At 68.3% G+C, this 23,091-nt stretch carries 21 protein-coding genes and 1 pseudogene; 11 read left to right on the top strand and 11 right to left on the bottom strand.

What is annotated here, in order from left to right; all coding sequences use genetic code 11:
* Positions 1 to 2: 2 nt before the first annotated feature.
* The 4 genes from gmd to ACWD01_RS03965 all read right to left on the bottom strand — a co-directional run bounded on the left by gmd (position 3) and on the right by ACWD01_RS03965 (position 4,569).
* The gene (gene gmd, locus ACWD01_RS03980) at positions 3 to 1,016 is read right to left on the bottom strand and encodes a GDP-mannose 4,6-dehydratase (RefSeq protein ID WP_451157785.1); all 1,014 of its coding nucleotides are present in this window, start codon (positions 1,014 to 1,016) and stop codon (positions 3 to 5) included.
* Positions 959 to 2,272: an O-antigen ligase family protein gene (locus ACWD01_RS03975; RefSeq protein ID WP_451157783.1), complete on the bottom strand. Its 1,314-nt coding sequence runs from the start codon at positions 2,270 to 2,272 to the stop codon at positions 959 to 961. The genes gmd and ACWD01_RS03975 overlap by 58 nt, the downstream gene beginning before the upstream one ends.
* A gap of 4 nt (positions 2,273 to 2,276) precedes the next feature.
* The gene (locus ACWD01_RS03970) at positions 2,277 to 3,131 is read right to left on the bottom strand and encodes a glycosyltransferase family 2 protein (RefSeq protein WP_451157781.1); all 855 of its coding nucleotides are present in this window, start codon (positions 3,129 to 3,131) and stop codon (positions 2,277 to 2,279) included.
* A 172-nt stretch (positions 3,132 to 3,303) separates the two neighbouring features.
* Positions 3,304 to 4,569 carry a nucleotide sugar dehydrogenase gene (locus ACWD01_RS03965; RefSeq protein ID WP_451157890.1) on the bottom strand — a complete coding sequence of 422 codons (1,266 nt, stop codon included), beginning with the start codon at positions 4,567 to 4,569 and terminating at the stop codon, positions 3,304 to 3,306.
* Between the two features lie 225 nt (positions 4,570 to 4,794).
* Between ACWD01_RS03965 and ACWD01_RS03960 the strand changes: the two genes are divergently transcribed.
* The 3 genes from ACWD01_RS03960 (at position 4,795) to ACWD01_RS03950 (ending at position 7,989) form a co-directional block, all read left to right on the top strand.
* Positions 4,795 to 5,886, top strand: coding sequence for a glycosyltransferase family 61 protein (locus tag ACWD01_RS03960; RefSeq protein WP_451157779.1), 1,092 nt, complete (start codon positions 4,795 to 4,797; stop codon positions 5,884 to 5,886).
* A gap of 117 nt (positions 5,887 to 6,003) precedes the next feature.
* Positions 6,004 to 6,885: an FkbM family methyltransferase gene (locus ACWD01_RS03955; protein ID WP_451157777.1), complete on the top strand. Its 882-nt coding sequence runs from the start codon at positions 6,004 to 6,006 to the stop codon at positions 6,883 to 6,885.
* A gap of 174 nt (positions 6,886 to 7,059) precedes the next feature.
* Positions 7,060 to 7,989: a GDP-L-fucose synthase family protein gene (locus ACWD01_RS03950; RefSeq protein WP_451157775.1), complete on the top strand. Its 930-nt coding sequence runs from the start codon at positions 7,060 to 7,062 to the stop codon at positions 7,987 to 7,989.
* 492 nt (positions 7,990 to 8,481) lie between these two features.
* Here the strand turns inward: ACWD01_RS03950 and ACWD01_RS03945 are convergent, their stop codons facing one another.
* A complete protein-coding gene (locus ACWD01_RS03945; protein ID WP_451157773.1) occupies positions 8,482 to 8,985 on the bottom strand; it encodes an LPXTG cell wall anchor domain-containing protein in 504 nt (167 codons plus the stop codon).
* A 430-nt stretch (positions 8,986 to 9,415) separates the two neighbouring features.
* On the opposite strand from ACWD01_RS03945, the gene ACWD01_RS03940 reads away from it, so the two are divergent.
* Positions 9,416 to 9,958, top strand: coding sequence for an arsenate reductase/protein-tyrosine-phosphatase family protein (locus ACWD01_RS03940; RefSeq protein ID WP_451157771.1), 543 nt, complete (start codon positions 9,416 to 9,418; stop codon positions 9,956 to 9,958).
* A gap of 414 nt (positions 9,959 to 10,372) precedes the next feature.
* A complete protein-coding gene (locus tag ACWD01_RS03935; protein ID WP_451157769.1) occupies positions 10,373 to 11,110 on the top strand; it encodes a Clp protease N-terminal domain-containing protein in 738 nt (245 codons plus the stop codon).
* A 354-nt stretch (positions 11,111 to 11,464) separates the two neighbouring features.
* On the opposite strand, the gene ACWD01_RS03930 is transcribed toward ACWD01_RS03935, so the two are convergent.
* Positions 11,465 to 12,907, bottom strand: coding sequence for an NCS2 family permease (locus ACWD01_RS03930; protein ID WP_451157767.1), 1,443 nt, complete (start codon positions 12,905 to 12,907; stop codon positions 11,465 to 11,467).
* A gap of 277 nt (positions 12,908 to 13,184) precedes the next feature.
* Here ACWD01_RS03930 and ACWD01_RS03925 point away from each other — a divergent pair, with 277 nt between their 5' ends.
* Complete coding sequence (locus ACWD01_RS03925; RefSeq protein WP_451157765.1) at positions 13,185 to 13,862, top strand: helix-turn-helix domain-containing protein; 678 nt, start codon at positions 13,185 to 13,187, stop codon at positions 13,860 to 13,862.
* A gap of 69 nt (positions 13,863 to 13,931) precedes the next feature.
* Here the strand turns inward: ACWD01_RS03925 and ACWD01_RS03920 are convergent, their stop codons facing one another.
* A complete protein-coding gene (locus ACWD01_RS03920; protein WP_451157763.1) occupies positions 13,932 to 14,804 on the bottom strand; it encodes a hypothetical protein in 873 nt (290 codons plus the stop codon).
* A complete protein-coding gene (locus ACWD01_RS03915) occupies positions 14,801 to 15,349 on the bottom strand; it encodes an RNA polymerase sigma factor (protein ID WP_451157761.1) in 549 nt (182 codons plus the stop codon). Before ACWD01_RS03915 ends, ACWD01_RS03920 begins: the two co-directional genes overlap by 4 nt.
* 365 nt (positions 15,350 to 15,714) lie before the next feature.
* Here ACWD01_RS03915 and ACWD01_RS03910 point away from each other — a divergent pair, with 365 nt between their 5' ends.
* A complete protein-coding gene (locus ACWD01_RS03910; RefSeq protein ID WP_451157759.1) occupies positions 15,715 to 16,878 on the top strand; it encodes a hypothetical protein in 1,164 nt (387 codons plus the stop codon).
* 33 nt (positions 16,879 to 16,911) lie between these two features.
* On the opposite strand, the gene ACWD01_RS03905 is transcribed toward ACWD01_RS03910, so the two are convergent.
* Positions 16,912 to 17,658 carry a MerR family transcriptional regulator gene (locus tag ACWD01_RS03905; RefSeq protein WP_451157757.1) on the bottom strand — a complete coding sequence of 249 codons (747 nt, stop codon included), beginning with the start codon at positions 17,656 to 17,658 and terminating at the stop codon, positions 16,912 to 16,914.
* Positions 17,659 to 17,692: 34 nt separating this feature from the next.
* Positions 17,693 to 18,808: a M20 family metallopeptidase gene (locus tag ACWD01_RS03900; RefSeq protein ID WP_451157888.1), complete on the bottom strand. Its 1,116-nt coding sequence runs from the start codon at positions 18,806 to 18,808 to the stop codon at positions 17,693 to 17,695.
* 255 nt (positions 18,809 to 19,063) lie between these two features.
* Here ACWD01_RS03900 and ACWD01_RS03895 point away from each other — a divergent pair, with 255 nt between their 5' ends.
* Positions 19,064 to 20,890: a hypothetical protein gene (locus ACWD01_RS03895; RefSeq protein ID WP_451157755.1), complete on the top strand. Its 1,827-nt coding sequence runs from the start codon at positions 19,064 to 19,066 to the stop codon at positions 20,888 to 20,890.
* A gap of 294 nt (positions 20,891 to 21,184) precedes the next feature.
* Here ACWD01_RS03895 and ACWD01_RS03890 read toward each other — a convergent pair whose 3' ends face one another.
* On the bottom strand, positions 21,185 to 21,541 hold the full coding sequence (locus ACWD01_RS03890) for an ATP-binding protein (RefSeq protein ID WP_451157753.1): 357 nt from the start codon (positions 21,539 to 21,541) through the stop codon (positions 21,185 to 21,187).
* Between ACWD01_RS03890 and ACWD01_RS03885 the strand changes: the two are divergent.
* The 3 genes and pseudogenes from ACWD01_RS03885 (at position 21,531) to ACWD01_RS03875 (ending at position 23,062) form a co-directional block, all read left to right on the top strand.
* Positions 21,531 to 22,158: pseudogene (locus ACWD01_RS03885) on the top strand (DUF5753 domain-containing protein). The gene ACWD01_RS03890 and the pseudogene ACWD01_RS03885 overlap by 11 nt on opposite strands.
* A gap of 22 nt (positions 22,159 to 22,180) precedes the next feature.
* Complete coding sequence (locus tag ACWD01_RS03880; protein ID WP_451157751.1) at positions 22,181 to 22,369, top strand: DUF397 domain-containing protein; 189 nt, start codon at positions 22,181 to 22,183, stop codon at positions 22,367 to 22,369.
* A 126-nt stretch (positions 22,370 to 22,495) separates the two neighbouring features.
* Complete coding sequence (locus ACWD01_RS03875; protein ID WP_451157749.1) at positions 22,496 to 23,062, top strand: hypothetical protein; 567 nt, start codon at positions 22,496 to 22,498, stop codon at positions 23,060 to 23,062.
* The last annotated feature ends 29 nt before the right edge of the window (positions 23,063 to 23,091 follow it).

The raw sequence follows: 23,091 nt of genomic DNA, 5'->3' as shown, positions 1-23,091 counted from the left end.
GCTCAGGCTCCCGTCAGCGAACGCTCGCGGGCCGGGGTGGGGACGGCGGCCAGCTCGGCGTCGACCATGATCCGGGCCAGTTCCGGAGCGTGCACGGTGGCCTTCCAGCCCAGTTCACGTTCGGCCTTCGAGGCGTCACCGACCAGATCGGGGACTTCGGAAGGGCGCAGGTAACGCTCGTCGAAGCGGAGGTGCTTCTCCCAGTCGAGGCCCGCGTGCTCGAAGCAGAAGCCCAGGAAGTCGCGCACGCAGTAGCTGGTGCCGGTGGCGACCACGTAGTCGCCGGGCTTGTCCTGCTGGAGCATGCGCCACATCGCGTCGACGTACTCGGGCGCGTAGCCCCAGTCCCGGCGGGCCTCCAGGTTGCCGAGGTGGAGGACGTCCTGCTCGCCGCGGGCGATGCGGGCCGCGGCACGGGCGATCTTGCGGGTCACGAAGGTCTCGCCGCGACGCGGGGACTCATGGTTGAAGAGGATTCCGTTGACGGCGTGGACGCCGTACGCCTCACGGTAGTTGCGGGTGATCCAGTAGGCGTACACCTTGGCTGCCGCGTACGGCGAGCGCGGGTGGAAGATCGACGACTCCGACTGCGGGGGCGCCGTCGTCCCGAACATCTCGGAACTGGAGGCCTGGTAGAAGCGGCACGGCAACCCGGTCATCCGGATGGCTTCGAGGAGACGGGTGGTACCCAGGCCCGTGGTGGTCCCGGTGAACTCGGGTTCGTCGAAGGAGACCCGGACGTGCGACTGGGCGGCCAGGTGGTAGACCTCGTCGGGCTGGATGGCCTCCAGTAGGGCAGCGATACGGGAGCCGTCGGCCAGATCTCCGTAGTGCAGCCGGAGGCGGGCGTCGGGCTCGTGCGGGTCCTGGTAGAGGTGGTCGATCCGCTGGGTGGTGAAGGTGGAGGAGCGGCGGATGAGGCCGTGCACCAGGTAGCCCTTGGAGAGCAGGAGCTCGGCTAGATACGAGCCGTCCTGGCCGGTGATGCCGGTGATGAGTGCGGTTTTTTCAGACATGGCGACTCCTCGAGGGTGGGGGGACGACAAGTGCCGCGCTGCTGTGCGCAGGCCGCCAACAGACCAAGGATCACGGCCTGTTCAGGGGTGAGGGAATAGGTGATCATGTAGACCAACTGGCTGCAGATGAGCAGCCGGAGCATCAGTCTGTGCTCACTGTCCGCTCCTGCCGCGCGCCATGCCGTGGCGTACAGAAGGAGGAGTGCCGCGACGCCGAGGAGGCCGAGGCGCAGCAAGACCTCCAGATAGTAGTTGTGGGGTGACACGATGACGAACGTTTCGTTGACCATACGGTCGTACCCCGATCCGAAGGGCAGGCCCAGTAGCCAGTCGGGCACCTCTTTGAGCTGCGGCAGCAGAGCGTGCCAGCCCTCCATCCGCCACACCAGCGTCCGATCGTCCTCACTGGAGGCGGCGAGACTTGAGGTGACCCCGCCGGCGGCTCCCCAGGAAACGGCCAGCACGGAGAGCATGCCGAGCGAGCCCAGAACGGCCAGTGCCGCAGCACGGGATCCCGTCTGCCGGTGGCGGGACAGCAGCCAGCCTGTGATCATGATGCCCGTGGCCAGCCAGACGGTGCGGTGCTGGGCCAGGATGACGACCACCAGGAGCAGCCAAGCCAGCGCTCTGCCCCGCGCGGAGCCGCGAACACACAGCAGCATCATGGCCGCCTGGCCGATGATCAGTGTTTCAGCAGCATTTACCGGGCGGACGCCGGTGAGCACTCCATCGACCATGATCCGGTCGGAGTTGGAGCCGATACCGAAGGTCAGCCACCCCAGCAGAGCAAGGCAGGACAGAGCACAGGCTGCCAGCACCCAGATGAGGGTGACCGCGCGCACCAGGTTCCGGCCGGGAGACAGGACGGCGACGAAGAGTGCTGCGCAGAGGAGCTGAATGAAATTGGTTCGGGCTTCATTGCCCGCCGTCTGGACACCGAAGGGTCCGAACCCGCGGATCAGTGCATAGGCGGTCAGGACCAACAGGACGAGAAGCAGCGCCGAGGCGCGGCTCCCCCGCCTCCTGAGCATGATGAGGGCAGCGACCAGCAGACACACGGTCAGCACATCGGTGGGCAACAGATCCAGGCCCGCGCCCGGGAGTGGCTGCCGCATGCTCTGCTGCGTCTGCCAGAGCTGGACGGCGACATACAGGCCGATTCCCCAGACCGGCCAGCGGACGAAGCTCGCGGTGAGTGCCGCGCAGCCGATGAGCGCGGCGCAGCCGAGCAGCAGTGTCGTCGGATCGAGTGGCAAGGGATCAGCCCCCCGCGGAAGAGCGACGGAAGGAGGCTCGCGCCGCGGTCTTCACATAGGGCGAGAGCATCAGCAGCGGGGCTTGCGGCCAACCGTGCCGCAGGCAGTAGGCCCACCATTGGCGGGGCGGCAGTTCCCGCTGCGAGGTGATCCGGCGCAGCGCCTCGCGCACGCCGATACCCGGTTCTCGGGACCCGGTGTGCGGTGGGTTCCGGTCGCAGATGCCGACGTGGCACGGCGTCACATAGGCGGGAATGCCTGCCTGGCGGACGCGGAATCCGTGATCGTAGTCGCCGATGCCGTGCTGGAAGACCTCGTCGATGTCGCCGACCCGTTCACACACCACCCGGGGCAACAGCACGACGTTGCCGTTGTACGTGTCGCAGCGCTCGGGGCGACCGGTGGGCTCGACCAGCGCGAGCGCACGGCCGCGGCGTCCCGAGTACGTGGTGCGGTCATCGGCCGACGCACGCACGGCGCCGACCACGACCTTGCCGGGGCCCACGGCGTGTGCGGTGTCGAGCAGTACGGTGAGCGCGTCCCCTTCCAGCCTCACATCGTCGTTGAGCCAGAGCTGGTAGTCCCAGGCCGGTTCGCCGCATCGCCGGCTGTTGCGGCTCGCGATCCGCATACCGTGGCTCCAGTAGATGTCAGGGCCGACCGTGGTGACCTCCACCTCGGGGTGGGCAGCGCGAACCGCCTCGGGTGTGCCGTCGGTGCTGCCGGCGTCCACCAGGTAGGTACGTACCGTGGTGTCCTCCCGCAGCCCGCGCTGTTCGGCGAGCGCGGCGAGTGCGGCGAGTGTCTTGTCGTGGCGGTTGTGGCTGGTCATCAGCACCGCGATGCGGACTGGTGGCACGTGAGACTCCTCAACTGGAAGGCCTCATCTACGGGGTGAACCACTCGTAAGTCCTCAACCAGGCCGCGCGCTGATTCGAACGAGTGCGACCACGCGACGGCACGGAGGAGGATGGCCGGCGGCCGCGACCCCTGTTTACCGATCGCGACGCACTGGGCCCAGGAAGGCGGGGTCACAGGACCTCGACCTGCTCCGCCCGACAGCGGTTGCGGGTGTCGAAAATGTACGCACCGGCCTGCTCGACGAGCGCATAGTCGAAATCATCGTGATCGGTTGCCACGACGACCACGTCGGCCGCCCGGACCTCGGCTTCGGTCAACTCCACGCAGACGATGTCCGGGGGAAGGAGATAGGAGTCGGTGTGTGGTTCCACCGCGGCGACCCGGGCGCCGAGGTTCTGCAATGACCGGGCGAGCATGACGGAAGGTGACTCGCGGATGTCGCCGGTGTTCTTCTTGTAGGCCAGGCCCAGTTGCAGGACCCGAGAGCCGTTGACGGACTTCCCGCGTTCGTTCAGGCCCCGGCTGATTCGCCAGACGACGTGGTGCGGCATGCCGTCATTGATCTCGTTCGCCAGCGCGATGAACCGGACACTCTGCCGCAGCAGCCGCTTGACCTGCCAGGAGAGATATGACGGGTCCACCGGCAAGCAGTGCCCGCCCACACCGGGGCCCGGCCTGAACGCCATGAAGCCGAACGGCTTGGTGTCTGCGGCCTCGATGGCTTCCCAGATGTCCGCACCCAGCCCCCTCGACAACGTCGCCATCTCGTTGACCAGGGCGATGTTGACGTGGCGGAAGGTGTTCTCCAGCAGCTTGGTCAGCTCGGCGGTGCGGCAGGAGGACACGGGCACGGTGCGCTCGACGATGCGCGCGTAGAAGCGCTCGATCTCCTGCAGTGACGCCGGGTCGATCCCGGAGATCACCTTGGGAGTGTTCTCCAGCTGCCACTGTGGGTTACCCGGGTCGATACGCTCGGGGCTGTAGCCGAGGTGGAAACCCGTACCGGCCTTCAGTCCGCTGCCGTTCTCCAGCAATGGCCGCAGCAGACTCTCCGTGGTGCCGGGGTATGTGGTCGATTCCAGAACGACAGTGGCGCCGGGGGTGATGTGGGAGGCGATGCTCCGGGCGGCACATTCCACGAAAGTCAGATCCGGCACGCCCTCGTGCAGCGGTGTCGGCACGGTGATGGTGCAGATGTCGAAGTCGGAGATTTCGCCGTAGTCGGTGGTCACCTTGTAGCGCCCACTGTCCAGTGCGGCGATCAAACGCCTGTTGCCAACTCCCTCGATGTACGAATCGCCGGACGCCAGACGCTTGACCCGCAGCTCGTCCGTGTCCACGCCGACGACGGAGAATCCCGCTTCCACCGCGCGCATGGCCAGCGGGAGACCCACGTATCCCTGACCGACGACGATCAGCTTGCGCTGCTCCCGGATTGGGGGAGGACCCACACTTACCACCCCGGATTCTCAGAATGGAGTATCACGATCCCAACGTCGCATGCCCGGCCGCTCCTACTACCCTTCTCCGCATGTGTCTGCCGGGGGATCACTCTGATTCCGTAACCGGCGCCGAACGGCATAGGCGCAATGGGTGAATACGCGCCCGAGGGTGGGCGCGTAACCGAACGGCACCAGCTGCCCGGTCCTACGTTCCGGGGTATGACGCCGAAGCTGCGCGAACTGACAGCCCGCGGCAGAGTTCTGATGGCGAGGACCGCCAGCCAGGCTCTGCTCGGACCGGTCTCAGGAGGGATGCCGCGGGTCTATGTGCGCTCGATCGCGGAACGTATGCACGAGCCCAGGATGGCCCGGCATGTGAGCGAGTCGTTGACCAGGACCGAGGCCGTGGTCGAGCGCTACGACTTCCCCGTCGGCTTCCCACCGCGGTTCCGCCGCTCCAAGGCGTTCGACGAGCGCCATGCGTACCGGCTTCACGACGTGCTGCTCAGCCCGCACAGCGGCCTCATCTGGCTGCCCGGCGGCCCCGTGCTGGAAGAGAGCTACGGATCCCTCATCCGTTCGCTCGGGTGGGGCGACGTCCGTCACGAACCGTTGCTCCCGGTCAGGCGACTCGCCGGTCGCCCTGTCGTCGCCTTCGCGCCGACGGGCTACTACCACTGGCTGCTCGAGGTACTCCCCGCCGCGGTCTTCGCTCTCAGTGTCGAGCCCGAGGCGCTGCTCGTGATGCCGAGCAGGGTGCCGGCCCATGTGCTGGCGGCTGCGGAGCACCTGGTCGGGCCCTCCAGAATCGTCCGCCTGGACGACATCGCACACGTCGACTCGTGCGTCCTCGCCGCCGTCGAACCCATGTCCGGCTTCGTTCAGCGTGCTGAGATCGACCGACTGCGCGCAGCCTTTCCTGCGGACCCCGCCGACGTCGACGCCGTCTACGTGAGCCGCTTGAAGGATTCCAAGCGGGCATTGTCGAACGAGGCGGAGGTCGAGCGCGTGATGCGGCAGGCGGGCGTCACAGTGGTGTACGGCCAGGACCTCTCCTTCAAGGAGCAGCGAGCACTGTTCGCCGGCGCCCGTACGGTCATCGCTCCGCACGGAGCCGGTCTGGCCAACCTGGTGTGGGCTCAGCGTGCCGAGCGTGTGATCGAGATCTTCCCGGACCCATGGTTCAACGACTGCTATGCCCGCTTGAGCCGCAACCTCGGCATCGACTACGACTACGTCCTCGCTTCGCCCGTCGCACCACTGGATCGGCTCGGCGCGCTGGTGAACGAGGGCGCGGGCGCCGGGTACTGAGCCGTACCACAACGGTCGGGTGCAGGAGTGCGGCGCCGGAGTGAATTCGGCCGTCCCCGCGCGACAACACACCCCGCAGGCGAACTTTGCGGCATATGCCCTGCCTATGCTGCGCCCGTGTCCTCCAAAGAGATCTTGACCAGCACGCGCGACCTCTTCCTCCGCCTTCCGGGCTGCCAACGGGCTGTTCGTGCCGGGGCTATGCGCGGCGTAGTGCCCCGCGCAGTGTGGAGACGCCTGCATCCCACGGGAGAGTGGAGCCTACGTGCCCCCGACGGACGCACCTTCCGCTACGTCAGCAGCGACGCTGACATCCTGGCCCGGGGCCTGATCTGGACCAACATGCGGCACTGGGAGGAGACCACCCACCCGGTGGTGTACCAACTCGCCCGCAGTGCCCGTCGGTTCCTCGACATCGGCGCCTTCTCCGGCATCTACACCCTGCTCGCCTGCCGGGCCAACCCGAGCCTGGAGGCCCTGGCCATTGAACCCAACCCGGCCGCAACCCGCATGCTGAACCGCAACATCCGGGCCAACCGGTTCGAGAACCGCGTCACCGTCATCGACAAGGCGCTCTCGGACACACCTGGGCGCACCCGGCTGAGGATCCCCGCCAACGCGACGAAAGCCTCCCTGCTGGACACGTGGCCCGCGCAAAGCATCGCCGACGTGAAGGTCACCACGGGGGACGAGGTGCTCGACGGACGTCCGGTCGACCTCATCAAGATCGACGTGGAGGGGCTCGAACCGCAGGTGCTGCGCGGCCTGGAGAAGAGCATTCGCGTCCACCACCCCGCCATCATCGCGGAGTGCCTCGACGAGGCAGCCCTGAGCAACGTCCGGGAGACCGCGTTCGACCTGGGCTACCGTCACATTCAACATCTCGGCAGCAGGGGACCTGCTCCCGTGACGCCGGGCTTCGTTCCACCGGCGCGCTATGTGAACTTCCTCTTCACCCGGGACACAGTGGCCGCAGGGCGGCCCTCAAGCCCTTGCTGACTTCGTGCGTTCCGGGTCCGAGCCCGTCCCGTGGCCCTCGTTGAAGGAGCGACTTCCATGAGTACCTGCACGAACGTCGGCAGCGATGCCACTCACCCCGCCGCTTCGGCGCCGGCCGCCTGCGGAGTGGCAACAGACAGAAGCGTCCACCGCCCGCTCGACCGCTCTGCACGCGTGTTCGTAGCCGGGAAGGGAGGTCTCGTCGGCTCGGCCGTGTGGCGGTGCCTGACGCGGGAGGGGTTCACCGACCTGGTCGGGCCCGGGTCGGCGGAGCTGGATCTGCGCGAGCGCGGGGCAGTCCTCGACTGGTTCGCGGCCGTGCGGCCCGACGTGGTCGTGCTCGCGGCCGCGCGGGTGGGGGGGATCAAGGCGAACGCCACCCGGCCCGCCGAGTTCCTCTCCGACAATCTCCGTATCCAGGTGAATGTGCTGGACGCCGCCCTCAAGCACGGGGTGGAGCGGCTGCTGTTCCTGGGGTCCAGCTGCATCTACCCGAAGTTCGCCGAGCAGCCCATCCGCGAGGAGGCGGTGTTGACAGGCCCTCTGGAGCCGACCAACGACGCCTACGCCATCGCCAAGCTCGCCGGCATCCTGCAGGTACAGGCGGTACGACGCCAGTACGGTCTGCCCTGGATCTCCGCCATGCCGACCAATCTGTACGGGCCCGGTGACAGCTTCCACCCGGAGCACTCCCATGTGCTGCCGTCCCTGATCCGTCGCTTCCACGAGGCGAAGGAATCGGGTGAGCGACAGGTGGTGAACTGGGGCAGCGGCACGCCTTGTCGGGAGTTCCTCCATGTGGACGATCTGGCCCGGGCCTGCCTGCACCTGCTTGATCACTACGACGCGGACAGTCCGGTCAACGTCGGCACCGGCACGGACCTGAGCATCCGGGAACTGGCGGAACTCGTGGCGGATGTTGTCAGGTACCGGGGGAGCATCGAGTGGGATCCGACCGAGCCGGACGGTACGCCGCGCAAGCTCCTCGACGTGTCCCGGCTCACCGCCCTCGGCTGGACTCCTCGTATCGCTCTGCGGGAAGGAATCACCCAGACATATACGTGGTACGTGGAAAGCCGTGAGTCGGGCACGCTGCGGCACTGACCGGTTCCCGCAGCGGCTCGGAGGCCAGAGGCGATCGGCCCCCGAGCCGGTGCACATCCGCAGAAGATCTACGGCACACACTGCGGCTCTGCCCCCGCAGCGCGCGGCAGGTGCTGTCGTGCCCGGCAACCGGCACCGGTCAGAAGGACTGCGGGCCCGCGCGCGGGCACGACGAAGGACACGTACCAGTGGCCGAGGCGGTCGCGGCAGACGCGAACCGAGGACGGCTCGGCGGTCATGTTCCGCGACCACACCACGTTGAGCACGACCCCGGCCGCCTGATGCAACCACCCGTCTTTGAGGCGGAAGCCGCCCCACGGGTGGTTGAGCGTGGGGCTTGCCAGATGCTTTTCGCAAAACCGGCCGCCAGGGTCAGCGCGAGGGGTCATGGCGGCAGCGGCCGACAGCACGTGCTCCGAGGACGCGAGGTCATGCGTCGGGAGATCGGCTGTCGGCCGCTGGTCTTCGCAGCTGCCTGAGGAAACCGGGTGGTCAGTCGCGCTTCAGTCGGCGGACGGCCATCATCGCGCCGCCTCCGAGCACGACCATCCCTGCGGCTCCGCCCAGCAGAAGGGCCGAGCTGTCCTCACCGGTGTTGGCGAGGTGAGGCCTGTGCGAGCGTACGGTGATCTCGGCCGAGAGCTTCAGTTTTGATTCCTTCCCCTTGAGACGGAAGGTGTGCCGGCCCGGGTCTGTCCACTTGGGGATGGTGACGGTTCCCTCCACCGTGCCGTTGCTGTCGGCGGTGAAGAAGCCCAACTTGATGGGTTTCGAGAGGAGGAATGCGCCCACCCCCTCGTTCGGATCGAATCCGGTTCCGGTGAAGCTGAGCTCGTCTCCTGCGTCCACGGTGGTGGCGCTGAGGGTGAGGCTCGGGGAGTCGGGTGGATAGGGCTGGGCGTGGGCAGGTTGTGCTCCTACGAAGGGGACTGCGGCCAGGACAGCGGAGGCTGCCGTGCCCGCGAAGGCAGCACGCCACTTCGATGACGCCGTCATCGCATTCACGCTCCTCAGGTGGAATCAGGCCGATGTCTTGGTCCGACCCGCGAGTACGGTATGTGGAATGGATGACGCGGAACAGCACCTGCTAAGCGCCCTCAGGAAATAAGACGCCGCATGGGGTAAAGGGATCACCGGATCGGCCGTCAGTACCCCCGCGGCACGAGGAGCCAAGCCGGCCAATTCGCGGAATCTTGACCACCCGGCAGCGCTCGGCTTCGGAGATCCCGCGACTTCGGCAGATTGCCTGGTCGGTCAAGACCCGGCCATGGCCGCCGACGGCGGCGAACACAAAAGCGCACTGCGGGAAACGCGCATTGAAGTACACACCCGTCGGGGGTGTCGGGTGAATACTGGCACCGCGTCGCACGTCTTGGTCTGCTCTTCCTCTCCTCCTGGAGCGTGTGTGCCCCCGTTCCGTGTACTCGTGGTGTGCACCGGCAACCTCTATCGCTCTCCGCTTGCCGAGTGCCTGCTCAGGCACCGGCTGCTCGAGCATCGCAAGGTGATCCACCTGAGCAGTGCGGGCACACGGGCTCTCGCGGATATGCCGATGGCGGCTGATGTCGCCTCCTTCCTCCTCGGACATGGCGTTCAGCCCTGCGGGACGGGCTCACGCCGACTGACCAAGGAGATGGTCGACAGCGCGGACCTGGTACTGGGCGCTGCGACGGAACACCGTGAGGCCGCTGTGCGGCTGTCCCCCGTGCGTGCGTTGTCCCGTGCATTCACCTTCCGCGAATTCGCCTGGCTGGTGCGTCGCGAGGACGCCGCGGGCGTCGTGGATCCGGCCACACGTTTTGCGGCCCTCGTCCAGGGCGCGGCCGCTCGCCGTGGTTCCGTGTCGACACGCACTGGTGACGCAGACGTGAACGACCCTCTTGGCGCACCTCCACCGCAAGTACATGAGTGCCTGGTTCAGATCGCGGAGGTCGTGGAGCGCATCGCCGCGCCCATGCGGACCGACTAGCCCCCGCCGTTTCACTTGAGGTCGGCTGACCGGGACGGAGGCGCGAAAGCGCCTTCCTGGCCTGGGCAATGAGCCTTGCCGAGGGATTGTGTCCGTCCAAGCCGGCGCCTACTGCGTGCAGGCTGTCGGGTTGCCTCCGAAGGTCCTGGTCGGTGCCGATGGTTCGGGGCGGTCGGTCATGCCGGACGGCTTGCGCAGCCGACCGAACCGGCCCGAGTCGACAAGCACCGGAAGTGCCAGTGCCGGCTCCGCCTCGCACAGGGACCTCGACGCGGACCTCCTCTCGCTGCCCAGGGCTTCGCTGCTGGGCAGGGCACTGCCGGGTGCCCGTGAACGCGATTACCTGGTGGACCATGGGCCGACAGCGACAACTCTAGGTTGACGATGGATGCATCGTCAACCTAGAGTTGTCGCATGACAGATCCAGTCCGCATGACTCATCCCGTCCGGCTCGACGATCTGATCGACGCCATCAAGAAGGCGCACACCGACGCGCTCGACCAGCTCTCCGACGCGGTCATCGCCGCCGACCACCTCGGTGACGTCGCCGACCACCTCATCGGCCACTTCGTCGACCAGGCCCGGCGTTCCGGGGCGTCCTGGACCGACATCGGCCGGTCCATGGGCGTGTCCAAGCAAGCCGTCCAGAAGCGTTTCGTCACCAAGGAATCCGACCAGCCACTCGACCTCGACCCCAGCCAGGGCTTCGGCCGCTTCACCGACCGCGCCCGGAACGTGGTCATGGCCGCGCAGAACGAGGCCCGTTCTGCCGGCAACGCCCAGGTGGGTCCGGAACACCTCGCACTCGGCCTGCTCGCCGAGCCGGACGGCCTCGCCGCCAGGGCGGTCATCGCGCAGGGCGTGACCCTCGACATGGTCCGCGGCTCCGCTACCACGGCGCTGCCTGCCTCTGCCGAGGAACTGCCCGAGGTCATCCCCTACGACGCACGGGCCCGCAAGGCACTCGAGCTCACCTTCCGCGAGGCACTGCGCCTCGGCCACAACTACATCGGCACGGAGCACATCCTGCTGGCCCTGCTGGAGGCGGAGAACGGCACCGGCCCTCTGTCGGGCCTCGGCCTGACCAAGGACGCGATCGAGCAGCACATCACCGAGTTGCTCGCGCCCTTCCTCGGCACCGAGGAGGAATGAGCACAGCAGAAGCGAGCGGGCCCGCCATGTCCCCCCGCTTTCGTCGGGTCCCTCCAGCGGAGTGAGGGCATGCGCGGAGAACCGCGGAGGGACCGGCTCACGGACCTGCCCTGTGGGCGGTCCTGGCCGGTCCCTCCGTACTGAGGCACGGCACCGGGGCCGTGCCGCCACCGCCGGCACGTCCCCACCCCGGCCCACCCCGGTCCCGGCATCGGCCCGCGAAGCGGACCACGCCCGCCGCCGGGTGCGGCATGGCCCGGTCCGAGCGCATCACCGTGCCGGTGGCGGCTGACCGATGTCGACAACGAGCAGGACCGGGCCCGTTGAGCCCGACCGGAACCCGGCCTGCGGAAGCTAGATGCCGAGGAGCTGCTCCACCGGGTCGATGGCGAAGTAGACGAGGAAGAGCGCCGCGGTGCCCCACAGCAGCCAGTGCACCTCGCGGGCCTTGCCCAGGCACGCCTTGATGACCACGTAGGCGATGAAGCCGGCGCCGATGCCGTTGGTGATGGAGTAGGTGAACGGCATGACGACGATGGTCAGGAAGGCGGGGACGGCCACTTCGTAGCGGTCCCAGTCGATGTGCTTGACCTGCGTCATCATCAGGAATCCGACGGCGACGAGGGCGGGGGCCGCGGCCTGGAGGGGCACGATCGTGAGGACGGGCGCGAGGAAGAGGGCGAGGGCGAACAGACCGCCGGTGACGAGGTTGGCGAAGCCCGTACGAGCGCCTTCGCCGACACCGGCCGCGGACTCGATGTACGTCGTGGCCGACGACGAGGACGCGGCGCCACCCGCGACCGCGGCCGCACCGTCGATGAGCAGCACGCGGCCCAGGCCGGGCACCTGCCCGCGCTCGTCGAGGAGTCCGGCTTCGGCGGTGACGCCGACGACGGTGCCCATGGTGTCGAAGAAGTCCGACAGGACCAGGGTGAAGACGAGCAGGACGACGGTCAGCACACTGACCTGACCGAACGAGCCGAACAGGTCGAAGTTGCCCAGCAGTTCGAAGTCGGGGGCCGCGAAGGGCTCGTCGGGCACGGACGGCGAGGTCAGGCCCCAGGACTTGACGTCGGCCAGGGCGTCGACGACGACGGCGACCACGGTCATCAGGACGATGCTGATGAGGATGGCGCCCCTGACCTTGCGGGCCAGCAGCACGACGGTCAGCAGCACGCCGACGCAGAAGACGAGCATCGGCCAGCCGGTGAGCGCACCGGTGCCGAGCTGCACGGGCACGGTGGTGTTCGCGGCGTCCGGGATGCGCGTGACGAACCCGGCGTCCACGAAGCCGATGAAGGCGATGAACAGGCCGATGCCGACGCTGATCGCTTGTTTGAGCGGTTGCGGGATGGCGTGCATGACGGCCTCGCGGAGACCGGTCATCACCAGTACGCAGATCAGGAGGCCCTCGAGCACGATGAGGCCCATCGCGTCGTCCCAGGCCATCAGGGGAGCGACCTGGAAGGCGACGACGGCGTTGATGCCCAGGCCCGCGGCGAGGGCGAGCGGCAGATTGCCGCCCACACCCATGATCAGGGTCATGACCGCGGCCACCAGTGCGGTGGCGGTGACCAGTTGGCCGGGGTCCAGCTGCTCACCGAACTTGTCCTCCGCGCTGCCGAGGATGATCGGGTTGAGCACGAGGATGTACGCCATGGTGAAGAACGTGGCGAAGCCGCCACGTATCTCCCGGGCATATGTCGAGCCGCGTTCGGTGATGCGGAAGAACCGGTCGAACGGGCCGCCGGTTCCGGCGGGCGGCGAGTCGACCGGTCTGGTCGCGCTGTTCTGCATGACGGGGTCTCCTGGACCTGCTGGTGGGGTGCGGAAGCATGACGGACGCCGCGGGGAGAGCGCGTTCACGGCTGTTGTGCGAACGCACATGCGACACCTCGCGAGCGGATCATACGTGTCATACCGTGATCCGCAACGGACCTAAAGTGAACGGAAATTGGCCCTCTTCGAGCGCCCCTGTCGGTTCCTACGAAATCCCCGACGACCTATTCCGCATAACGGGATGCAGGCGACAGCGGCCATGGAGTAGCCCCGAGTAACTGCCTACTCTCGCACCGTGCATCCACCCCTCCCCTTCAACGCGCGCGCCGCCCGCACCCTGCGCGAGAAACTCGGGATGGCGCCCGGCCACGTCGCCTACGGCATGCGTGCCTCGTTCGGCATGGCCCACATCACCCCCGAACACGTCGCCGCATGGGAACGCGGCACAGCCCTGCCGACCTCCGAGGAACTCACCGCCCTGGCGGGCGCGCTGTGGTGCGCGCCCGCCGAACTCATGGGCAACCCGCGCACGCTGCGCGAACACCGCCTCGCCCGCGGCCTCCCCGCCGAGGACGTGGCGCGCGCCACCGGCCTCGCGCTCGACGCGTACCACCACATGGAAGAAACCGGCCGGTGGACCGGCGACAAGCGCCAGTCCGCCGCGCTCGGCAGCGTCCTCGGCCTTCCCCCGCGGGACTTCATCGCCATCACCGGCCTGGAGGACGAACTCGCCCGCCTCCTCACCGAAGCGGTCTCCACCCGCTGGCAGGCCCACGTCCGCGCCATCGCCAAGCTCGTCTCCATGGACCGCCGCGATCTGCAGGACCCCCTGCGCGCCATGCAGCAGGAGTACCAGACCCTCATGGCCGCCACCCTCAGCCGAGCCGGCGGCACCACGGCCTCGGGCGAGGCCGGCCGACGCTACGTCGAGGAGATCGTCGACCACTTCTGGTCCCGGCTCCCGGACCGCTGACCCGGCCTCCGACAGCACCCGGACCGCCGGTGATCGGGCGGCCCATCCCCGGCAGAGGTGTGGCGGCTTCTACCGTGCTTCCCGCACATGGTCGGCAAGGTGGCTCACCTCGTCGTACTTCTCTCCCTCGGCCACCATCGTGTCGGACGTCCCGTCCTCGCCCACGATGGGGTTGATGACGTCCTGCTCGTCCTGGACGAAGAGCCCCTGGGAGGAGACGACACGGTAGTAGGGCCTGTCCCCCTCGACGGCCCTGACCCAATCGGCCGAGGGCGTCCTGCCGGCCTGCTTGAGCTCCTCCAGAAGGCGCTCGCCCTCCTCCGCCTTGGAGCGGAGGAACCAGACCGACTCCCTCTCGGGCAGCTGTGACTTCATCTGCTCGACGGCCGCCGCCGGGTCCTCGCCGCCCCCGGTGAACTCGACCGTGAGCTGCTGCTGCGACGCCTCACCGAGCGCACCGTCCAAAATCTCGACCGGCCGCACGATCACGCCGATCATGTACAGACGGTCGCCTCCCTCGCCTTCGATGACCCTGGTCATGCGAACGTCGACGACTTCCGCCATCACCACGGCGGAGGCCGCTTCGGCCGCGGCATCGAGCGAGTCGTACTGCTCCACCTCCCGCATGCCCGAGCCGAACCGGAGCGGCTCGAAGAACGCCGAGGCCGACTGCTTCCCCTTGCCGGCTGCCGTGTCGTCCTGGCCGAAGAGTTGCGGACCCGCGAGCAGGGCGACGGCCGTCGTCGCCGCTACGGCGCCGACGGCGATCAGTGCCATCCGGGCAGGACGCCGACGCGTGGGAGGCGTCATGTGAGTCTCCTCTTTTGGGGTGGTGCTGAGGATGTGCGCCAGGATCTGGCGTCCGTCGGCGGTGTCGTGCCATCCGTCGTGCGCGGGTGGGCGGGCGCTGCGCAGGACGTGGTGGATGTCGCGCTTCTTCACCGGTCTACCTCCTGGACGGGATACGAGGGTCGGTCCTCGGCAGCGGCCTGTCCCATCCGGCGGTGAAGTCTGCGGCGGGCCCGGTGAAGCCGGACCGCGTAGGTCCCGGCGGAGCAGCCCAGCACCTCGGCGGCCTCGGGGCCGCTCAGGTCGTACCAGGCCGACACGGTCAGGACTTCCTGGTCCGCCTCGGACAAGTGGCGCATCGCGGCAAGAACGGACTGCCGGTCCGCTGCGGACGTGGACTCGTCCGTGTCCCGTTCCGCCGTCATGACGACGAGGCGTTCGGTCAGAGCGGTCTGGCGGCTGTGCCTGCGGAGCTCGTTGGCGATGATCTTCCTTGCTGTGCCGAGCAACCACGGCAGGGCGGGATCACGGATCTCGTCGATGCGGCGCCACGCCGCAAGGAACGTCTCCGACACGACGTCCCGCGCGGCTTCCGGATCCAGCCTGTGCACGGCGAAGGCGTAGACACGATCGGCGTGTGCGGTGAACAGCCCTTCGAGCCGGCGCTGCATGCCTGTGCTGTCACCTGCGTCCGTCACCCCGCTCCCCCACCCTCTCCAACGCCGTTCCACCGGAACGGTGGGGACGCCGGTTCGCGCCCCCATCTTGTTGTTGTCCGTCAAGGCAGCCTGCATTACAGGTCTGGCGTGATGCTCGGTGCTCGGTGTTGGCGTGAGCGTCGTCGTGGGGTCCCGGCGGTCCGGGAAACGGGGCCGGATAGAGTCGAACGTGAGAACGGTCTGCCGCCTGTCGCACGGCTGTTTGGGGCACCGGAAGCCAGGCGGAGAGCCGGGGCTGCTTCCTTCGTGGGGACGCGGGAACGGGCCGGACGCCCGCCGGCGGGCGTGGTCCGGGCTCCGGAACAGGGGAGGGACCCGTCAAAAGGAACACGCGCCTCTACGGCTTGCTGTCCGTCGCCGTCTGCTCGGCAGCGGCCGTCATCAGCACCCTGGCCGTCGCGGGCGGCAGCGAGCCGCCGTCCAGCGCATCCCGGCAACCGGTCGAGATCGAGGGCGGCGCCTGGGAGTCCGGTCACCTGCAGGGTACGGCCCTGGACCGCGCCAAGGGGTTCATGTACTTCTCGTTCACGAACCTCCTGGTCAAGACGGACCTGGAGGGGCATCCGGTCGGCTCGGTCACCGGCTTCACCGGGCACCTGGGCGATCTCGACTTCAACGCGGAGGACCGGCGGGTCTACGGCTCGCTCGAGTACAAGGACGCCGAGGCGTTCTACATCGCGATCCTGGACGGCGACCTGATCGACCGCATGGACATGGACGCGGCCACCAGCGGGGTCGTCTCCACCGTTCACCTCCAGGAGGTGGTGGACGACTACACGGCGGACATGGACGCCGACGGCTCCTTCGACGGCGACACCGCGCGCACGGCGGACCACCGCTACGGGTGCAGCGGCATCGACGGGCTGGCATTCGGCCCGGCGTTCGGCGCGGCGTCGGGCAAGGAGGGCGGGCAGCAGAAGCTGACCGTCGCGTACGGGGTGTACTCCGACGCCGGCCGCACGGACAACGACCATCAGGTCCTGCTCCAGTACGACGTCCGCGGCTGGGGCCCGCTCGAGCGCCCTCTGACCGAGTCGCGGCCGCACCGCAGCGGGCCCTCCGCTCCCGACGGCAAGTACTTCGTGTACACGGGGAACACGAAGTACGGCGTGCAGAACCTCGAGTACGACGCGCACAGCCGCAACTGGCTGATGGCCGCGTACAAAGGGACCAAGAAGGGCTTCCCCAACTCGTCCCTCTTCGTGGTCGAGGGCGACCGCGCCCCGCGACGCGGACCGCTCCGCGGCCAGCCGGAGCCGGAGCAGGGACGGTTGCTGCACCTCGTCCCGCAGGGGGTGCACCACAAGGCGTCGGGCACCTACGGCTGGGAGTCGCCCGGCCAGTTCGGCCTGGTCGCGCTCGACGACGGCCGGTTCTACGTGGGCGACGCCGCCAAGGTCCAGGTCGGCGGTGTCACCCGGCAGAGCGGGAAGGCCGTGCTGCACCGCTGGACGGGCGACGCGCCGACACCGTTCACCGCCGTCACGCCCGGTGATCCGGAGGCGTGACGGCGGCGACCCCCCGCAGGACCGGCCGACGCGTCAGTCGGTCAGATGCCGCTCCGCGTAGACCTTGAGGGCGTCGCGGACGAACTCGGCCGCGCCCTCGGCATGCTGGTCGTACAGCACGGTGAACCGCGGGTCGGCGACGTACATCTCGCCGAGACCGATGACGTACGAGCGGCTGACCCGCACCGGTCCGGACAGCCACTCGCAGTGGCGCCGGGCGATGCCCTGCACCTCGTCGTCGTCCGCCGCCCGGCCGGCCCGGAAGGCGGCGGCGAAGTCCGTCGCGATCGCCGTCTGCCGCTCCTTGAAGTCCCGCTTCTCCGCGTCCGTGAGCGACCGCCACCAGCGGTCGCCGTTCACGTACGCGTCCCGGCCCCAGCGCTCGGTGACCTCCTGCTCGTACTGGGTGTGGTCGAAGCCGTCCAATACTTCCTCGGGCATGAGCTGTTCTCCTCTCGTCGTCTTGTCGAGAGTGGTCCGCACCGCGGCGATCTGCCGGCCGATGCGCTCGCGCTCCTGTTCCAGCAGCTCCAGGTGCGTCCGCAGAGCGGCGGCGGTCTCCTGCTGCCCCGCGAGCACCTCGGCGATCGCGGGCAGCGAGAGCCCCAGCTGGCGCAGCAGCAGAATCCGCTGCAGGCGCACGAGCTCGTCCTGGCCGTAGTAGCGGTAGCCGTTGCTGCCGATGCGGCTCGGGACGAGCAGCCCGAGCTCGCCGTAGTGCCGCAGCGTCCGGCTCGTGGTGCCGGCGCGCCGCGCGATGTCCTGGATCGACCACTCCATGACGTGAACGGTAGAAGTTGACGTTACGTAAAGGTCAACCGCGATCCGGAGCCGTCGCCCGGACCCGCCGGGCGTGCACCAGTCCGGCCACCAGGCGTGCCCGTTCGGCCATCGCGTCGACCACCAGATACTCGTGGTCGGCGTGGGCGCCGCCCCCGACCGCTCCGAGGCCGTCGAGCGTCGGCACCCCGAGCGCGGCCGTAAAGTTGCCGTCGCTGCCGCCGCCGACCGCCACGCCTTCGATGCCGGGAAGCAGCCGCTCGGCCAGCGCGAAGAGCTCCGCCGACGCCGATTCGGGCATCGGGGGCCGGCCGACACCTCCCTGAACCGCGATCCGTGCCTCGTCGAGATGCGGGGCCAGTGCCGCGAAGGCGGCTTCGACGCGCTCCTTCTCACCGGCCGACTCGACGCGGACATCAACGAGGACGGTCGCCTCCGCGGGGACGACGTTGTCCGACGTACCCGCGGTCGCGACGGTCGGGGTGACCGTCGTGCCGATCTCGGGGCGTCCGAGCGCGGCGATGTCCAGCACCTGGTGTGCCGCTTCGACCAGGGCGTTCACCCCGGCCGCGGGCTCGAGGCCCGCGTGCGACGCCCGGCCCGTGACGGAGACCTTGAACGAGCCGCAGCCCTTGCGCCCGGTCTTCAGCGCCCCACCGTCGGCGGCCCCCTCGAGCACGAGCACCGCGCCGCAGGCCATCGCCCGCTCTTCGAGCAGGGCCCGGGAGGCGTGGGACCCGACCTCTTCGTCGGCGGTCACCAGGATCTCGACGCCCGACCGGTCCTCCAGCGTCGCCAGGCCGTGCACGGCCTGCACCAGTCCGCCGAGCATGTCGAACACCCCGGGCCCGGTCGCCCGCCCGTCCCCCACCTTGAACGGACGGCGCTCAAGGGTGCCGAGCGGGAACACCGTGTCGTGATGACCGAGAATCAGTACGGCCGGCTCGCCGCCACCGGACCAGTGGACGTGCGGCCCGGCCGCACTCTCGACCAGGAGGGCCTGCCCGCCGAGACGGCTCTCGATGATCGCCGCGACGGCTTTGGCCGACGCCGTCAAGGCGTCGAGATCACGCGAGGGAGACTCGATCTCGACAAGCGTCCTGAGGTCTTCGAGCATCGCGTCGACGTTCACATCGACCGTGTTGTGCATCGTCACGCGGCCAGGGTACGTGGTGGCGGCGATCACGGGCTTCCGCCCGCACCCTGCCTGCGTCAGCGGGGTATGCGGCGACCTTGAACCCAATGTGATCCGGCCGACTGTCCCTCGAAGCGACGCTCGGGTATGCAGTAGCCTCGCTCCGGCTGCTGTTCTCCTGAAAATGCCCGGCCCCACGTCGGAGGAGTTTCTGCGGAGCAGCCGCAGCTCCAATGGCAGCACTCTCTCAGGACAAGGGGCCTGCAATTCATGGAATCCAAATCCAACCACGTCCGCCCGGAGAATCCGCAGGCTGTGGACAGCCTCCCCCACACGTCGGAGAACTACCGGACCGCGACGATCCGCAGCCCCGAGATACGCATCGAGAAGTGGGGCAAATGGGAGATCGAGTACGAGTTCACGCCCGCCTCCGGCGACCATGGAAACCTTCTCGTCGTCTTCTCCTCCGTGGGCTCGAAGTACGGATTCGGGAAAGCCCTCTCGGGCGTCCAGTGCAACGTCCTGCGGATACGTGACCGGTTCGACGGAGGAACGTCCTATTACGTGTGCCGGGACATGGACTTCTCCGTTTCCGACGCGATCGAGGAACTGATCTCCACGTACGCACAGAAGCTGGGCCTGTCGCGCGACGCGGTCGTTCTCGCCGGATCCTCCAAGGGAGGCAGCGCCGCCATCATCTACGGCCTGAAGTACGGCTACCGGAACATCGTCGCGTCAACCCCGCAGTACTTCATCGGCAGCTACTCGCAGGGACACGGAAACCTCGGCGCGTACGTTCTCGGCGAGGGGGAGCCCCAGGAGAACGTGGACACGCTCGACGCCCTGCTGCCGACGCTGCTGGCCGAGGACGAGGACCGCGACCGCAACATCTACCTTCTCTCGTCCACCCGGGACTACCAGTACGAGCAGGAAGTCGTTCACTTCCTCCCGGCCCTGCGAAAATACTCCAATTTCAACCTGGTCATGGTGGAGTCCCCCGCTCTGGTCAAGCATGCAGAGGTGACGCGGCAGGGGCTTTCCGCGATTCTGAGCATCATCTACGCGCTGACCGAAGGCGCCGCTCCGAAATGGGGCGAGGTCCAGATCGGCTCCGACGACGTGGACGAGCCCGCCGCGGCCACGTATCTGGCGGATCTCCGGAGGCGGGACACCGCGCTGGCCGTCCTGACCGGCGCCGCCCTCACGCACCAGCAGGCCAGATTGACGGGTCATGCCTTCATACCCGGCGCGGCCGCTGCCACGGAGGACTCCGGGAACGGCGGGTCGCGGGAGACCAAGCAGCTCGTTCTTGTGCGGGACGGGAAGGCCTGGGCGGCCGATGCGGACACCGTGCCGGTGGACCAGCTCTACCTCAAGTACTTCGACACGTACTTCACCGCGTACGAGAACGGCGGGTTCGCATGCGATGCGCGGGAATTGTTCGACTCTTTGCCTCAAGGGGCATATGACGTGTTCGCCCGGGTGATGAGCGAGAGCGAGTCCATCGACCGAAGGGTCCCCCTGGTCGCAAACGAGCCGATCGACCGCCGAAGTGCCTCCCACGGCTTCGAAGTCGTACTCAAGGGCGATCAGCAGGGCGTCCGGCTGATCAAACGCAGCTTGGCCGACGGCGGTCCCGGCGGAACCGTATTCTCGCTGCAGCGCTTTCTGATGGACGCCCAGAAGCTGCGTGCGTACGGCGTCTTCTACCTCCCCGGCCGCAACGCGGACCACAAGAACCACGCCACGTACTACCTGACCCTGCAGGGCCCGGATGCCGCCCATACCTTCGACCTCAAGCCCCTGCGGATGACCGAGAAGGTCCGCCCGCATGTGGGGCCGGGCGACTTCGGCTCGTACGGATACGGGTTCTTCACCTCACCGGACGGCAAGGGCGTCGACCTCTCCGCCCTCCCGGCGGGCACCTACACCGCCCACCTCACGATGAGCGCCGGCGGTGCCCTCTTCTCCCACCAGGCAGGCCGCGTCGACCTGCGCCAGGACGGCGACGAGTCGAGCGCCTACGCGAACGGCACCCAGGAGAACGCGAAGACCAGCGGGCGGAAGGCTCTACGGGCGAGGCTCTGGCGGTCCTGAGGGCTGTCCCGTGACGTTGCGGCGGGCGGTTGAGAGACCGAGAGGTTCGCCGCCCATCCTCCTGTTGTGCAGTTGCCTCGGGATCCGTCGAACGTCGCTCCTGACCTGGTGGCAGCGCCTCCGACCCGTCTTGCCGGTCTGACAGACGCCCCGGGAGCTTGCCCGGGGCCTCCTGAGCGGATCATCACCAATGCCACAGTCCGTTGGCTCGCCCCGTGGGCCGTTACTGGGCCTTGGGTCTCGCTTCTACGAGGGTATTGCCTTGCCTCGGTCCAGCATCCGGCTCAGCAAGAGTCACGCCGGCGGCTGCTGCCGTTCCGAGAGGCCGCCGGCCGTGACAGCCATCGGACTTCCGCCCTGTCCGACGCGGAGTACGGCCCAGACGCACTTCCCGGGCCCCTCCCGGCCGGCGACACCCCACTTCGAGGCCAGCACGTCGACGAGGGGCAGGCCCCACCCGCCTGTCGCGTCCTCGCGCGGGAGCGCCATCAGGGGACGGGCCTCGGACGCGTCGTGGACCTCGATACGGAGACCGTCGGGCACCTGGAGGTACCGGGTCTCGATCTCCCTGCCGGGGGCTGTCGCGTGCCGGACTGCGTTGGTCAGCAGCTCCGAGAGCACGAGCGACGCCTCGTCCTCGATGCCGCTCATCCCTCAGTCCGCGAGCACCGCGCGGAGTTCTGCCCTCGCCCGGCCGACGTTGCGCCGGCTGCGGCTCCAACGTCGGGCGAAGACGCCCGGCACGACTGTGATCCGGTCCTTCCAGCCCCTGCTGATTACCGGCCTCTTTCAGACCCCCGACTACGCTCGGGCTCTTTACAGGGCGAACCCTGAAGTGCTCAGCAGCGAGCGGGTGGACGAACTCGTGGACATGCGCATGCAGCGCCAGCGGATCCTGGAGGACGACAGTCCTCCCCGCATCTGGGTCATCGAGGGCGAGGCTGCGCAGTCAGGTCGGCGGCAGCGCCGTCATGGGGCCGCAACTGGACAACCTTGTGAAGGCGGCTGATCGCCCCAACATCGACATTCAGGTCCTGCCGTTCAGCGCCGGTGCCCATGTCGGCCTGGTCGGCGCCTTCGTGCTCTTCGGGTTCCCGACTGCGGCCTTCTCGGACGTTGTTTGCGTCGAGCATGTGACCGGCACCCTGCACATGGAGACGGCAGAGGAGACCAACCGGTATACGCTCGCGTTCGATTCGCTGAGATCTGCCGCCTTGAGCCCTGCGGAGAGTCTCACTCTGATCCAGCGCATCAGGCGTGAGTTGTAGCCGAAAGGAAGAGGTGCCGACCATGCAGGCCGCGATATGGGCCAACGCCACGTGGCGAAAGAGCAGTTACAGCGGTGGAGGCTCATCCGGCGGCGACTGCGTCGAGGTGGCCGGCCTCACCGGTAGAGCGGCCGTACGCGACAGCAAGAACGCACCGGCCCCGTACTGGCCTTCGGCCGCGCCCCCTGGCACACGTTCCTCACCGGCCTGAGGGGCGATCAGCCCGGCTGAACCGACTAACGTCGCGCGCACTGCCGTTCAGCGGCGGTTGGTGGCGGTGTCTGCCGACCGCGAGAGGGAGAGGATGGGGTGATTGCCCTCTACCTGATCGGGGTCCGTGGTGAGTCTGACCGGCCAGATACTTCCGCTCGTCGGTGTCGCCCTCGGCGCTGCCACGTCGTTCCTGGTGAGCAGCTTGAACGAGCGGACGAGGTGGCGCAGGCAGCAGGCCGTGCGGTGGGACGAGCACCGCTTGGCGGCCTATGCCGAGTACGCCCACGCCGTCAAGGAACTGGCCGCCGGCTACCAGCGGATCGCTGCCGCGCGGGGTCTGGTGTCCGGGCCCGTGCCGCTGGAGCCGACTCCCGAAGTGCTGGCGGAACTGGCCACGTCGGAGTCCCGCCGGTCGGCCCTGTCGGAGACGCTCGGGCTGCTGGGTGACACGGAGGCGAACACCGCGTCCAAGACCCTGGACCACTGTCTGTGGCGGCTCGAGTGCCTGGCCCGGGGCACGGCCATGGAAGTCGACCAGAGCTGGGACCAGGCGTATCAGGAGTTCCGGGACGCGCGGAGCCGCTACGTCGAGCGTGCCCGGACCAGTCTCGGTGTGCCGGGGGCCGTCGCCCAGGACGTCGTCTGGCCGGCCCCCTGGCGCCCCGCGGCCCGGTCGTCGTCCTCGCCGTGACACGTGGAGGACGCATCACGGGCCGCCGT

The sequence above is a fragment of the Streptomyces sp. NPDC002835 genome (genome assembly GCF_053591995.1).
The sequence above is the reverse complement of the archived record's forward strand: the minus strand, read 5'-3'. Positions and strand labels throughout refer to the sequence as shown.